17 protein-coding genes and 2 other RNA genes are annotated in these 13,392 nt (G+C 36.4%); 16 read left to right on the top strand and 3 right to left on the bottom strand.

Annotation, left to right across the window (positions count from 1 at the left end):
- Positions 1-53: 53 nt before the first annotated feature.
- The 8 genes from AN959_RS04640 to AN959_RS04605 all read left to right on the top strand — a co-directional run bounded on the left by AN959_RS04640 (position 54) and on the right by AN959_RS04605 (position 4,684).
- Entirely contained in the window at positions 54-395 is a 342-nt protein-coding gene (locus tag AN959_RS04640; protein ID WP_056828682.1) for a rhodanese-like domain-containing protein, read from the top strand.
- Between the two features lie 14 nt (positions 396-409).
- The gene (locus tag AN959_RS04635) at positions 410-706 is read left to right on the top strand and encodes a rhodanese-like domain-containing protein (protein ID WP_056829140.1); all 297 of its coding nucleotides are present in this window, start codon (positions 410-412) and stop codon (positions 704-706) included.
- A gap of 51 nt (positions 707-757) precedes the next feature.
- Positions 758-1,315 carry a sulfurtransferase TusA family protein gene (locus AN959_RS04630; protein ID WP_056828680.1) on the top strand — a complete coding sequence of 186 codons (558 nt, stop codon included), beginning with the start codon at positions 758-760 and terminating at the stop codon, positions 1,313-1,315.
- Positions 1,316-1,332: 17 nt separating this feature from the next.
- Positions 1,333-1,728 (top strand): DsrE/DsrF/DrsH-like family protein, encoded by a 396-nt coding sequence (locus tag AN959_RS04625; RefSeq protein WP_056828679.1) that lies wholly within the window; start codon positions 1,333-1,335, stop codon positions 1,726-1,728.
- 55 nt (positions 1,729-1,783) lie between these two features.
- A complete protein-coding gene (locus AN959_RS04620; RefSeq protein ID WP_056828677.1) occupies positions 1,784-2,911 on the top strand; it encodes an MBL fold metallo-hydrolase in 1,128 nt (375 codons plus the stop codon).
- Positions 2,912-2,938: 27 nt separating this feature from the next.
- A complete protein-coding gene (locus AN959_RS04615) occupies positions 2,939-3,166 on the top strand; it encodes a sulfurtransferase TusA family protein (protein WP_056828675.1) in 228 nt (75 codons plus the stop codon).
- A 57-nt stretch (positions 3,167-3,223) separates the two neighbouring features.
- Positions 3,224-4,000 (top strand): sulfite exporter TauE/SafE family protein, encoded by a 777-nt coding sequence (locus AN959_RS04610; protein ID WP_056828674.1) that lies wholly within the window; start codon positions 3,224-3,226, stop codon positions 3,998-4,000.
- Positions 4,001-4,072: 72 nt separating this feature from the next.
- Entirely contained in the window at positions 4,073-4,684 is a 612-nt protein-coding gene (locus tag AN959_RS04605; protein ID WP_056828671.1) for a hypothetical protein, read from the top strand.
- A gap of 54 nt (positions 4,685-4,738) precedes the next feature.
- Here the strand turns inward: AN959_RS04605 and AN959_RS04600 are convergent, their stop codons facing one another.
- Together AN959_RS04600 and AN959_RS04595 are read right to left on the bottom strand one after the other, a co-directional pair.
- Positions 4,739-5,836, bottom strand: coding sequence for an ABC transporter ATP-binding protein (locus AN959_RS04600; protein ID WP_056828669.1), 1,098 nt, complete (start codon positions 5,834-5,836; stop codon positions 4,739-4,741).
- 110 nt (positions 5,837-5,946) lie between these two features.
- On the bottom strand, positions 5,947-6,840 hold the full coding sequence (locus tag AN959_RS04595; RefSeq protein ID WP_056828667.1) for a CdaR family transcriptional regulator: 894 nt from the start codon (positions 6,838-6,840) through the stop codon (positions 5,947-5,949).
- A 216-nt stretch (positions 6,841-7,056) separates the two neighbouring features.
- Between AN959_RS04595 and AN959_RS04590 the strand changes: the two genes are divergently transcribed.
- From AN959_RS04590 to ssrS (AN959_RS20545), 3 genes are all read left to right on the top strand, one after another.
- Positions 7,057-7,590 carry a YhcN/YlaJ family sporulation lipoprotein gene (locus AN959_RS04590; RefSeq protein WP_056828665.1) on the top strand — a complete coding sequence of 178 codons (534 nt, stop codon included), beginning with the start codon at positions 7,057-7,059 and terminating at the stop codon, positions 7,588-7,590.
- Positions 7,591-7,643: 53 nt separating this feature from the next.
- A non-coding RNA gene (ssrS, locus tag AN959_RS20550) (6S RNA) lies at positions 7,644-7,838 on the top strand.
- Positions 7,839-7,970: 132 nt separating this feature from the next.
- Positions 7,971-8,165, top strand: a non-coding RNA gene (gene ssrS / locus AN959_RS20545) — 6S RNA.
- A 102-nt stretch (positions 8,166-8,267) separates the two neighbouring features.
- Here the strand turns inward: ssrS (AN959_RS20545) and AN959_RS04585 are convergent.
- Positions 8,268-8,873, bottom strand: a complete 606-nt coding sequence (locus tag AN959_RS04585) for a TetR/AcrR family transcriptional regulator (protein WP_056828663.1) — start codon at positions 8,871-8,873, stop codon at positions 8,268-8,270.
- Between the two features lie 199 nt (positions 8,874-9,072).
- Here AN959_RS04585 and AN959_RS04580 point away from each other — a divergent pair, with 199 nt between their 5' ends.
- From AN959_RS04580 to AN959_RS04560, 5 genes are read left to right on the top strand one after another with little or no spacing between them, the layout of a single operon-like run.
- Entirely contained in the window at positions 9,073-9,759 is a 687-nt protein-coding gene (locus AN959_RS04580) for a CoA transferase subunit A (RefSeq protein ID WP_053590814.1), read from the top strand.
- A complete protein-coding gene (locus AN959_RS04575; RefSeq protein WP_056828661.1) occupies positions 9,743-10,396 on the top strand; it encodes a 3-oxoacid CoA-transferase subunit B in 654 nt (217 codons plus the stop codon). The genes AN959_RS04580 and AN959_RS04575 overlap by 17 nt, the downstream gene beginning before the upstream one ends.
- A 35-nt stretch (positions 10,397-10,431) precedes the next feature.
- Entirely contained in the window at positions 10,432-11,394 is a 963-nt protein-coding gene (locus AN959_RS04570; RefSeq protein ID WP_056828658.1) for a 3-hydroxyacyl-CoA dehydrogenase family protein, read from the top strand.
- On the top strand, positions 11,391-12,146 hold the full coding sequence (locus tag AN959_RS04565) for a 3-hydroxybutyrate dehydrogenase (protein ID WP_056828656.1): 756 nt from the start codon (positions 11,391-11,393) through the stop codon (positions 12,144-12,146). The genes AN959_RS04570 and AN959_RS04565 overlap by 4 nt, the downstream gene beginning before the upstream one ends.
- Before the next feature lie 19 nt (positions 12,147-12,165).
- The gene (locus AN959_RS04560) at positions 12,166-13,344 is read left to right on the top strand and encodes an acetyl-CoA C-acetyltransferase (protein WP_056828655.1); all 1,179 of its coding nucleotides are present in this window, start codon (positions 12,166-12,168) and stop codon (positions 13,342-13,344) included.
- The last annotated feature ends 48 nt before the right edge of the window (positions 13,345-13,392 follow it).

Genomic DNA, 13,392 nt, shown 5'->3' with positions numbered 1-13,392 from the left:
ATTATACCCCGGTTGGTATTTTAGTATCGAAAGCTTTAAAGGAGGTGAAGAAAATGGAATGGGTTTTTATTGTTGTAATTGTTGGTTTTTTTGCATGGAGACTGATGCCTTCAAAAGGCGTAAAAACAATCTCTACAGCAGAGCTTAAAAATATGTTGAACGATCAAGATAAAGTATTTGTTGATGTGAGAACTCCTTCTGAGTATAAAGCACAAAATATACGACAATTCAAAAACATCCCACTTGGATCATCTTTTGAAAAGTTGCCAAAGGATAAAGAAATTGTTGTTATTTGTCAGAGTGGTATGCGGAGCAATAATGCTTGTAAAAAATTAAAGAAACTAGGATACGATCGCGTGACAAATGTCCGTGGGGGCATGAGTGCATGGCGTTAAGAGGAGGAAATCAGATGAAAGAGATTACAGCAAAAGAAGTAGAGCAAAAACTTAAAAGTGGCGAAGACCTTCATATAATTGATGTCCGTGAAGTAGATGAAGTAGAGGCTGGTAAAATAGCTAATATCATTCATATTCCACTTGGTTTGTTAGAATTTCGTTTGCAAGAATTATCTAAATCAAAACAATATATTGTAGTTTGCCGTTCTGGTGGAAGAAGTGGTCGAGCTACACAGTTCTTAGAAAGTCAGGGATACGATGCGACAAATATGAGTGGAGGAATGCTAGCTTGGGAAGGTGAAGTTCGCTAAAAATTTTTTATCAAAAATAATACCCTTACAGGTATTTAAGGAGTGAAAAAGATGAAAGTAGACTATTCTTTAGACGCTAAGGGCTTGGCTTGTCCGATGCCTATTGTTAAAACCAAAAAAGCGATGAATGATTTGATAGATGGTCAAATAATAGAGGTAGTAGCAACGGATCGAGGGTCAACAGCGGATATTGCAGCATGGTCTGAATCGGTTGGTCACCAATATATTGGAACTGTTGAGGATGGGGATGTATTAAAGCATTATATCCGTAAGTGTTCCAACGAAACAGTTGTGGAAAAGTTACATGGACAAATTATTCATTTGGACGAACTATTAACAACAGTTTCAGAGGGAGCTTTACTTTTAGATGTCCGAGAAGAAGCAGAATACGCTTTTGGGCATATCGAAGGCGCGAAATCGATTCCAATGGGCGAATTGGAGAGGCGGATGAACGAGCTAGAAAAAGATAAATCCATATATGTTATTTGCCGTACAGGTAAGCGTAGTGATTTAGCGGCACAAAAATTAGCGGACAATGGTTTTATAAATGTCTGGAACGTAATACCTGGTATGACCCAATGGAAAGGCGCTATTAAAAAATCAATTTAAATTTGGAGGAATAAACAATGTCAAATAAAGTAGCGATTATCGCGAGTAATGGTGGTCTATTCGACGCATATAAAGTATTTAATATAGCGACAGCTGCAGCTGCCACTGAAAAGGAAGTTACCATCTTCTTCACATTTGAAGGATTGAACTTGATTCACAAGCAAGGTATGCAGGCACTACCTATGCCAGAAGGTCGTGAAGCTATTGCAGAAGGATTTGCAAAGTCCAATGTGCCAAGCATTCCGCAATTAGTTGAAATGGCTCAAGAACTTGGAGTGAAATTTATTGGTTGTCAAATGACAATGGATGTTATGGGATTAACGAAAGATGATTTTGCAGATGGAATGGATGTTGGAGGAGCAGTGACCTTTTTAGAGTTCGCAAAAGACGCGTCACCAACACTAACTTTTTAAAAGGGAGAAACCTTTAAAAATTTTTATCGAAAATAATACCTATGGGGGTAATTGAATGACTTTGAATAAATGGACAGCAGAACAAGTAGCAAAGAAAGTAATGAAGAACGAAGAATTATTTATTTTAGATGTTCGGAATGCGGATGCTTTTGCTGACTGGAAAATTGAAGGTCACAAATTTGGGTATTTAAATATTCCTTACTTTGAATTATTGGATGGAGTAGAAGAAATTTTACCGCAAATTCCTACAAATACACCTTTATTAGTTGTTTGTGCAAAGGAAGGCTCATCTATAATGGTAGCGGAAATGCTTTCTGATGCTGGGCGTGAAGCAGCTTACTTAGAGGGTGGTATGAAAACGTGGAGCGAATATCTTGAACCAGTAAAAGTGAGTAATCTTGAAAATGGGGGAGAGCTTTACCAATTCGTAAGATTAGGTAAAGGGTGTCTTTCTTATATGATTATTTCAAATGGAGAAGCTGCAATTGTTGACGCAACACGGATGGTAGATGTATTTACAGATTTTGCAGCAAGTAAAAACGTGAAGATAACAAATGTATTTGACACTCACTTACATGCGGATCATATTTCTGGGGGACGTCATATTGCAGAAAAGACTGGTGCAACTTATTACTTGCCACCAAAAGATGCAGAGGAAGTTGTATTTGATTACACACCTTTAGAAAACGGAGTAGAGGTGAGAATTGGCGATAGTACGATTGCCATTCAATCCCTGTATTCACCTGGACACACTATTGGGTCAACATCATTTGTTGTAGATAATAAGTTTTTATTAACAGGAGATATTTTATTTATTGATTCCATAGGAAGACCTGATTTGGCGGGTCTTGCAGAGGACTGGGTAGGTGATCTCCGTGAAACTCTATATAGCCGTTATCGTGAGCTTTCAAATGAGTTAATCGTATTACCTGCACACTTTATGATTCTCGATGAGTTAAATGAAGATGGTACAGTGGCAAAACGATTAGGCGATTTGTTTGAAGAAAACCATGGTTTAAATATTATGGATGAAACAGAATTCCGTAGTATTGTTACCGATAATTTACCTCCTCAGCCAAATGCATACGAAGAAATTCGTCAAGTTAATATGGGGAAAATTGTCCCTTCGGGGAACGAACAAGCAGAAATGGAAATCGGTCCAAACCGTTGTGCAGTACGTTAAAAATAAATTATGAAAGGAGAGATGAATATGGATTCAACTAAAATATTAGATGCAAAAGGATTAGCTTGCCCGATGCCAATCGTTCGTACGAAAAAGGCTATAGATACTATTGAATCAGGCGAAATATTAGAAGTACATGTTACCGACAAAGGAGCCGTTGCTGACATTCCAGCATGGGCGGCTTCAGGCGGCCACACGATTATAGAGCAAAAAGAAGAGGATGACGTTTTGAAATTCTGGATTCAAAAAGCGTAAAAATGGAGAGGGAGGCCAAAAAAGAGCTTCCCTTTTTTAGATAGGAGTGTAAGAATAATGGATATAGCATGGATTATTACTATCTTTTTAATAGGCTTTATCGGTTCATATATTTCAGGGATGCTAGGTATTGGTGGATCGATTATTAAATACCCAATGCTATTATATATTCCCCCAATGTTCGGATTTGTGGCTTTTACAGCGCACGAAGTTTCTGGTATTAGCGCAGTCCAGGTACTTTTTGCATCGATAGCTGGTGTATGGGCATATCGTAAAGGCGGTTATTTAAATAAATCTCTTATCGTCTATATGGGAGGAGCTATTTTAGTAGGGAGCTTTGTTGGTAGTTTTAGTTCCCAATCTTTATCGGAAGCAAGTGTGAATATTGTATATGGAATACTCGCATTAATTGCAGCAATTATGATGTTCATCCCAAATAAACAAGTGGATGATATTCCGCTTGATCAAGTAACATTTAATAAATCATTAGCAGCTATCCTTTCATTTATTGTAGGTATTGGATCAGGGATTGTAGGAGCGGCTGGTGGATTTTTGTTAGTGCCGATCATGCTCGTTGTTCTAAAAATCCCTACACGTATGACCATTGCAACAAGTCTTGCGATTACTTTTATTTCATCGATTGGAGCTACAATTGGTAAAGTTACTACGGGACAAGTAGAATACTTTCCGGCAGTCATTATGATCATTGCAAGTCTTATTGCAGCACCACTAGGAGCAAAAATTGGGAAACGTTTGAACACAAAGATACTTCAAATGATTTTAGCGGCACTTATTTTAGCGACTGCTATTAAAATTTGGATGGATATACTGTAAAGGGGCAACTTGAAGCAGAAATTGCTTCAAGTTTTGCTATGAAAATAAATATAAAAAAGGAGGTTAGAGCATTTGGTTGCAACGGAATGGTATAGGGTTTTTTCCATGACAGTTCCTTCGACATGGTTAGCCTTTGTATTCGCAGCTATACTTACAGCTTTAATACTATATGTTAAATTCGGTAAAGCAATTTCCAATCAATTTAGTGATATGATTTTCCTTTTTATTGTTGTATGGAAACTTAGCATTGTATTAACAGATTTCTCCACGATTATCCAACATCCTTGGATGATATTATATTTTTCAGGGGCTAGAACAGGCGTATACATAGGGGTAGCGTGGATAATTCTCTATATGTTTTATCTTCTTAAGAAGCAAAAGCCGTTTCCGTTGAATAATGCTCTAATTTTTACTTTTATCTCGTTTTATAGTAGTTTCGCGGTTTTAGTAGTTATTCTGAATAATTCTTCTCTTCTTCAAATTGGGTTCACATTAACCCTTGTTTTCTTCATAGCATTGTTAATATACAAATATAAAGAATCTATTCGATTGGCAATTCTATTTTTATTCCTATTTTGCGTGTTACATTTAGTTTTACAGAAACCCCTTATAAGTACTTCCATGATTACTGCTACTATGTTTTGTGTGGCAATTTTATTTCGTGAAAAACGTTGGAAGATTTAAAGTCCATAAAAAAAGGAGGAGTCCACATCCAAGATGAGGGCTCCTTCTTTACTTCTATCTAATGCGACTTTCTGTTTCCTTATCGAAGAAGTGGGCTCTAGTTAAGTCGAATGCGAGTTTAACTTTTTGACCAGGTTCCATTGTAGCATCAGCATTTATTCTAGCTACATATTGTTGGTTTGCAATAGATGAATACACCATAAGTTCAGCCCCTGTTAATTCGGAAACTTCTATATCAGCATCTACTATAGAATCAGGAAATAGAGCGAGAGCTTCAGTATCTCCAGAGATATGTTCAGGTCTTACACCTAATATAACTATTTTTCCATCATATCCTTGGGAATTAAGCAAGTTCCATTTCTCTGCAGGAATTCTCAAATTAAAATCACCAATCTTGAAATAACCATTATTAACTTTTCCTTCAAAAAAGTTCATTGCTGGTGAACCAATAAATCCACCTACAAAGACATTTTCTGGGTTCTCATACACTTCTTTCGGTGATCCAATTTGTTGTATGAAACCATCTTTCATAACGACAAGACGTGATGCCATAGTCATTGCTTCTGTTTGGTCATGTGTTACATAAACTGTAGTTGTTTTTAGACGTAGGTGTAATTTTGCAATTTCAGCACGCATTTGAACACGCAGTTTTGCATCAAGGTTAGATAATGGTTCATCCATTAGGAATAATTTTGCATCACGCACAATTGCGCGACCAAGTGCTACCCGCTGACGTTGACCACCAGATAGAGCTTTTGGCTTCTTATCTAATAGTTGCTGCAGGCCAAGAATGTCAGCTGCATTTTTTACACGCTGATCAATTTCAGCTTTTGAAAACTTTCTAAGTTTTAATCCGAAAGCCATATTATCGTAGACATTCATATGCGGATACAGTGCATAGTTTTGAAATACCATTGCGATATCACGATCTTTTGGAGGGACATCATTCATTAATTTGCCTTCGATTCGCAATTCACCAGTCGTAATTTCTTCAAGACCGGCAATCATCCGGAGTGTTGTAGATTTTCCGCAGCCGGATGGTCCAACCAAAACGATAAACTCCTGATCCTGAACACGTAAATTAAAATTGGAAACTGCAGTAGAACCGTCATCATAAACTTTAAAAATATTATCAAGAACTAACTTCTCCATATAAGCACCCCTTTAGTATTTAATCTATACATTAAGGTTACCAATAGAGACAGATGGATGGTATGGACGATATGCACAATTATTAATATAGAAAATTGTGCAACTTTGATTTAACGATTGTTAGCAATTAAGCTTGCACAGTAAGCAATAAGGGCACCGTCAAAACTACGAACGGATATTCCTGTAATATCTTGAAATTTAGTTAGACGGTAATGGAACGTGTTTCGGTGAATATGTAATTTCTTGGCTGTGACAGATGCATTAAAGCCGTTTTCAAAAAATTGGTGGACTGTTTGTAGTAACTCCATATCATATTCAATTGGATTGAGAATCTCTTTGCGAATAATATGTTTCATTTCTTCTGACATTTGTTCAATCAAGTTAAAGGGAAAAATATTTTCCAATGTATAAATTCTTTCCGCATGGTTGGCGGAGATGCCTTTTTGAAACCATTCTTTTTCTGTAGAGAAATGAACAGAAAATAGCATATTGGTTTGGTGAAACTTCCCGATATATAACTTTGCTTTTATAAAGAAATCACTTTCAAGTGCAGCAATAAAAGAAGCAAAATCCTCCGTTGTTTGAACATATGAAGACTTTTCCTCAATGAGTAACGCATTTTGAGAAGAAACAAAAACAAATTGCATAGCATCACCAAAAAATACATGAACAGCTTCTTCTAAATCAGCTTCATGAACATTTTTCTTAAAATGAATTTGAATGACTCGAATATCAGTTTCAGTTTTTATAGGAGCAAGACCATCTCCACGTAGAAAATTCAACCACTTCATGGAAACAGTTTGATTAGTTGATAGATCTAAACTTACTTCTGAATAGAGAGATGCAAGTAATGAATATTCACGACGAGAGACTTCCGATTTGTTTATTTGTAACCAATTATTCAAATACGGATTGTGGAAAATATACACTTCTTCTTCTAATTTAGTAGGATATTCGGACAGAATTTGAATGGATGGAAATAGTATAGTTAGTTCGTTTTTCAATTAGTTGAATCTCCTTTCTTAAAAGTATTAGAGTAATTTCAGGGATAAAAAAAGAGATTTAGATTATATTATCATTTAATCATAATGAGAAAAATAACTAAAGACGATTAGCGAAAACGTAAATAAGCACTTTATAAAAATATTTTATTCTCCTAAGAATATCTCGGTTAAAATTACTCATCCTATCGTTATGACATGATGAGGGAGGATTTAAAAATGAATAAAATGTTACAAGCATCGATGACTTTGCTTTTAATTAGTTCTTTAGTGGGGTGTGGAACGGCAAATAATGATGACAATAACGCAAATGATGATAATAATGATGTAACAACTAACGAAACGGTAGATACAAATACTGCTAACGATGAAACAGGTACTGATATTAATGAGGATAACGGAACAAATGGAAATAATGGAGATCAACAGCTAGAATTAGCAGATGACGTTGCGAGTAAAATTGCAGAAATGGAAGAAGTGGAAAGCGCCAATGTTATTGTGACAAATAACAATGCTTATGTTGGGGTCCTTTTAAAAGAAGGAGTTAATGAAAATGACGATCTTAAAAGTAAAATTGCCGATCAAGCAAAAGCAACAAATGGAAACTTCGATAATGTATATGTGTCAACCAACCCAGACTTTGCTCAAGAAATAACTGAATATGGAGATAAAATTAGAGCAAATGAGCCTGTAGAGGGATTGATGGAAGGATTTACAGATACAATTAACAGAGTGTTCCCAGAAGCAAAGTAATTACTGGAATGCATTACCGTTGAAAAAAGTAATAAATAGGTTTAGTATATAAATACAAGCTGCGTTGTACGTATGGATATTAAGTTTTAACCTTTATGCTGTAACAGGGAGTTTTATATAGAAACTGGAATGACAGGCCTCATTCTCTTTAGACAATGAGGACATGCAGGATAGTTTTTGCGAACACCCACTTTGAGGAGTGGTGGTTTAAAACTTTCTTATGTAAGTACGGCAAAGGCGGCTTCCTTAAATGTACATTTCAAACACCATCTTAACGGATGGTGTTTTTTGTTTTATTGACTTAGGGACTCAGAAGGCTAGCATAATGTGTTGGTAGCAATTACCGTTGAAAATAGGCGAGAATAGGTTTATTATATGTATACAAGCTGCATTGCACGTATAAATATTAAGTTTTAACCTTTATGCTGTAACAGGGAGTTTTATATAAAAACTGGAATGACAGGCTTCATTCTCTTAAGACAATGAGGACATGCAGGATAGTTTTTGCGAACACCCACTTTGAGGAGTGGTGGTTTAAAACTTTCTTATGTAAGTACGGCAAAGGCGGCTGACTAATTATAAATAGTAATGACCGGTTCCAATGGGAGCCGGTCTTTTTGTATTGTTCTATGGATCTTTCCATTTCTTTATGATTGGCAATCAAGAGATTCATCTTTCTAACTTTTCTTTGTTAATCCGTCAAGAACTGCTTTAGTAATAGGGATGGAAAACGATTCTAAGCTACGATCGGTATTTTGTAAACCCCAATGATAAATTGTGCCCATATAGGATTGGGTGATTATTGTCGAAACATCATCTAAGGAAAGCTCAGGATGGAGTTTTCCCTTTGTAATAGCTTCTTCTAATAATGAGCGGATGATTTTAAAGAGTGAACGATTTGAATCTAGAAAATATTTATGCTCGTTGTTTTCTAATGCTGCACTATAAATTACTTTCATCAAGTCTTTTCCCATTTCTTCGTCTAGAAAGCGCATTAACTTTTGCGAGAAAATAGACAACTTTTCCATCGGATCCATGTCGTCGGGAAAGGATTTATAAACTTCCTCATAATAATGATCCACTTCGGTAAAACGTACTAAAAAAATATCGGATTTTGAACGGAAATGCTGATAAAAAGAGCCTTTAGATGTTCCGCTTTTTTTCACAATATCATCTACTGTTACCTTGGTGAACCCTTTTTCCGCAAAAAGTTTTAGTGCAACTCTTAGAATTTTTTCCTTTGTTTCTTCCCCTCTACGCTGTTTTTTTACACGTTCAATCATAAATTACCTCCAACTATTATTGACAGAATACTCACAAATATTTTAATATTAGACTGCGGTCTAATTTTATGTATCTCATTATATACTAAAACAATCCGATTAAATTTTTTGTACAGTTAAAACTTATTTAATTCTATTTTAGTTTTCCAAAAAAAGAAAGCGCTTTCTATTAGTTGAACTATAAAGTGGAGGGATAACATTGAACAAAATAATTGATTCAAAGGAAATTCGAAAGTTATTTAAAAGTGGCGATCAAATTTTAACTGGTGGATTTGGTTTATCAGGAACACCTCTTACGATTATCGATGAATTATTAGAAACAGATATAAAAGATTTGACAGTTGTCAGTAATAATTTAGGAGACTTGGGGCAAGGACTTCATAAGTTGTTCATGCAAGGAAAGATAAAAAAAGCAATCGGTTCCTTTTTTTCTATTAATAGAGAAGCAGTAATTGCTTGGTCTAAAGGTGAATTAGATATTGAATTATTACCACAAGGTACACTTGCTGAGGCAATTCGTTGTGGCGGGGCCGGCATCGGGGGGTTCTACACGAAAACGGCAGTAGGAACTGAATTAAGTGAAGGTAAAGAGGAACGTGTAATTGATGGGGAAAGATATATTTTTGAGAAGGCTATTAAAGGCGATGTTGCCATTATTAAAGCAGCAAAAGCAGATCGACTTGGAAACTTAGTATATTACACCACTGCAAGAAACTTTAATCCGATGATGGCAACTGCTGGTAAGATTGTCATTGCAGAAGTTGATGAAATTGTAGAAGTAGGGGAATTGGATCCTGAATACATTGTGACCCCTCATGCTTATGTCGATTATGTCATCCAAAGTAAATATTCCAAAGTAGGGAGTGAGTATGTTGAGTCTAGATAAAAAACATATCATTGCAAAGAGAATTGCGGAAGAGCTAGAAGATGGTCAAATCGTGAATTTAGGAATTGGTATTCCTACAATCGTATCCGAGTATTTAGAAGATAAAGAGGTATTTTTACAAACGGAAAATGGATTATTAGGAATGGGACCACCTGCAACAGAAGATAATTTGGACATTGATTTGATTAATGCTGGAAAAGAGCCTGTAACGTATTTAAAAAGTGCCTCTTTTTTCAGTAGTGCAGATTCATTTGCATTAATTAGAGGCGGTCATGTGGATGTTGCAGTACTTGGTATTCTCCAAGTTGATGTCCATGGAGAAATTGCTAACTGGGCAGTACCCAACCAACCCATTTTAGGTGTTGGGGGAGCAATGGATTTAGTGACAGGTGCAAAAAAGGTAATAGTAGCGGCTACATTGTTTGCGAAGGATGGAACTTCAAAATTAGTGAGGGAACTTACGTATAAAACGAGTGGGATTCGAAAAGTAGATTTGTTTGTATGTGAATATGCTGTTATTAAATTCACGGAAGAAGGTCCTAGAGTAGTAGAGTTATTGGGAGATATGTCTTTAGAACAATTGAGTGAAAAGGTAGGTATTTCATTAGATTATTTAAATAGTCCAATAGAGATTTAATAGTGAGCGAAACATTCAACGAGGGGGATAAACGGTTGATAAATCATTTAGGAGTTATTGGTGCTGGAACGATGGGGTTTGGAATTGCTTTTCAATTTGCTATTAATGGAGTGCAAACAACGCTAACGGATATTTCTGAAGAAATGCTTGAAACAGCAAAGGGGAAATTTCACATTTACTTAGATTTATTTCGTGCGGAAGGATATGACATTAGATACAGCGATCATGAAGTGTTATCTCATATTTCTTTTACAACGAACATTAATGATTTAGCGGATGTCGATTTAATAATAGAAAGTGTATCAGAAAATTTAACTTTGAAACAAAAGCTTTTTAAACAATTAGATGACATTTGCGCAGAACATACAATTTTAGCATCCAATACGTCAAGTTTAAAACTTTCAGACATTACGGTTGACGTTAAGAAACATAAGGATAGAACAATATTGACTCATTTCTTCAACCCTGCACATATTGTTCCGCTTGTGGAACTTCTAAGGTCAAATGAGACAAGTGATCATGTGTTTAATGAAGTAAAAGATTTTTTAGAATCAAACAATAAGGTGACGATTGAAGTGAAAAAAGAGATCGATGGCCTTGTAGCAAATAGAATCCAAGTAGCTATTGTAAGAGAGGCACTGGCTTTAATTGAAGATGGGATTGTAAGTGAAGAAGATTTAGATACAGCAATCTTCCAAGGACCTGGGTTCCGTTTTTCCTCTAGCGGTCTGTTGAAGATTTTAGACTTTGGAGGATTGGACATTTGGAAGGCTGTATTAGATGGCCTTCAATCGAAAATTGAATCGAATGTTAGAGAGTTTAAAGCAATTGAGGAAAGGGTTGAATCAGGAGCAATTGGTGTTAAAGCAGGTAAAGGATTTTATGAATATCCTGGTAAAAGTTTTGATGGATATGTAAAAGAAAGGGACTCTCAACTGATTAAACATCTTCTTAACACCCAATCCGAGTTGAAGGCAAAAGAGGAGGTCAACTTATGAGTAAGCAACGAGTAGTTATCGTGACGGGTGGTGCCGGGGGAATGGGATATGCCATCGCCCAAAAATTTGTTACTCAGAATGACTTCGTATACGTTGCCGATCTAAATCAAGAAGCAGCAGAAAAAGTAGCGAAAGAATTAGGAGAAAACACGAAAGGGATAGCACTAGATGTAACAAATGAAGAAAACGTTCAAGCTGTTATACAAGCAATTGTAGAGGAAAAAGGCTCCGTCGATGTTCTAATAAATAATGCTGGACTACAGTATAGATCAGCACTTGAGGAGTTTCCGTTAGATAAGTGGAATCTACTTATCAACGTTATGTTAACCGGAGTATTTTTAATGACGAAACATGTTTTTCCTTACATGAAGAAAAATCAATTTGGAAGGATTGTCAATATATCCTCTATTCATGGAAGGTTGGCGAGTCCTGAAAAAGTAGCATATGTTGCAGCAAAACATGGTGTGATAGGCGTAACAAGTGTGACAGCATTAGAAGGTGCACCATTTAATATTACCGCTAACTCCATATTACCAGGTCCAGTACTTACTCCTTTACTTGAAAGACAGTTAAACGATTTAAAAAGTGTTGGAAAAACAGAACAAGAAGCATTAGAGACTATTATGTATCCAAGACAAGCGATGAAACGCTTTATCTCCCCTGAAGAGGTTGCTTCAGGTGTGGCGTATCTTGCAGCAAATGAGGCAAGTGGAATTACAGGTGAACATTTAAGTGTTTCAGGTGGAATGTAAAGACAAAGGGGGATATTAAATGACAACTTATATTATTGATGGTGCAAGAACAGCTTTTGGAACTTTTGGAGGTTCACTAAAAGATGTGAGTGATATCGATTTAGGTGTAGCAGCTACAGGAGAAGCTATTAAAAGAAGTGGAATACCAGCTTCTGATATAGATGAAATCATCTTCGGAAATATTATCCAAACAAGTGGTAGCTCTGCTTACCTAGCAAGACATATTGGACTAAAAAGCGGAATGAAAGAATCCTCTAGTGCACTAACACTAAATAGACTTTGTGGATCGAGCTTACAATCCATTGTCTCAGGAGCACAGGCAATTGCGGTCGGGGATGCAAATGTAATAGTTGCTGGAGGAACTGAAAGCATGAGCTTAGCTCCGCATGTATTAAGGGGAACCCGATTCGGCTCGCCTAACAAAGCGCCGTTAGTAGAAGATATGCTTTGGGATACTTTAACAGATAAATATGTTGGTTGCGGGATGGGGATGACAGCTGAAAACTTAGCAGTACAATATGATATTTCCCGTGAAGAACAAGATGCGTTTGCAGTTCAATCCCAGGAGAGAGCAATACAAGCGAGAGATAGTGGCCGCTTCGCGGAAGAAATAGTGCCGATTACGATAAAAGGTAAAAAAGGAGAAGTAACATTTGATACTGATGAGCATATTCGAGAAGGTGCAACAATAGATGGATTGGCGAAGTTAAAGCCAGCATTTAAGAAGGATGGCACGGTAACTCCTGGGAATGCAAGTGGAATTAATGATGGAGCTGCAGCTGTATTACTTGCTTCTGAGCAATATGTAAAAGAGCATAACTTAAAGCCATTAGCAAAGATTGTTTCTTGGGGAGTGGCAGGTGTTGATCCAAAAATTATGGGTATTGGTCCTGTTCCAGCAAGCAAAAAAGCATTAGAAAAAGCTGGTTTAACTTTAGATGATATAGGATTGTTTGAATTAAATGAGGCATTTGCTGCACAATCATTAGCGGTGATTAAAGAACTAGGCTTGGATACATCAAAAGTAAACGTGAATGGTGGCGCAGTTGCACTTGGACATCCTGTAGGTGCTAGTGGTACGAGAATTACTTATTCATTAGCAATTGAAATGAAGAAAAGAAATGTCCGTTATGGGCTAGCTTCGCTTTGCATTGGTGGGGGACAAGGTATTGCGATGATTTTGGAAAACGTGAACTAAAAAGCTGCGACGGGGAATGAGAATGTAGTAAAAGATCACACAAAGGGG

Origin of the sequence: Psychrobacillus sp. FJAT-21963, assembly GCF_001420585.1 — a bacterium.
In the GTDB taxonomy this organism is placed as follows: Bacteria; Bacillota; Bacilli; order Bacillales_A; family Planococcaceae; genus Psychrobacillus.
Note: the sequence above shows the minus strand (reverse complement) of the source record. Positions and strands in the feature narration are given on the sequence as shown.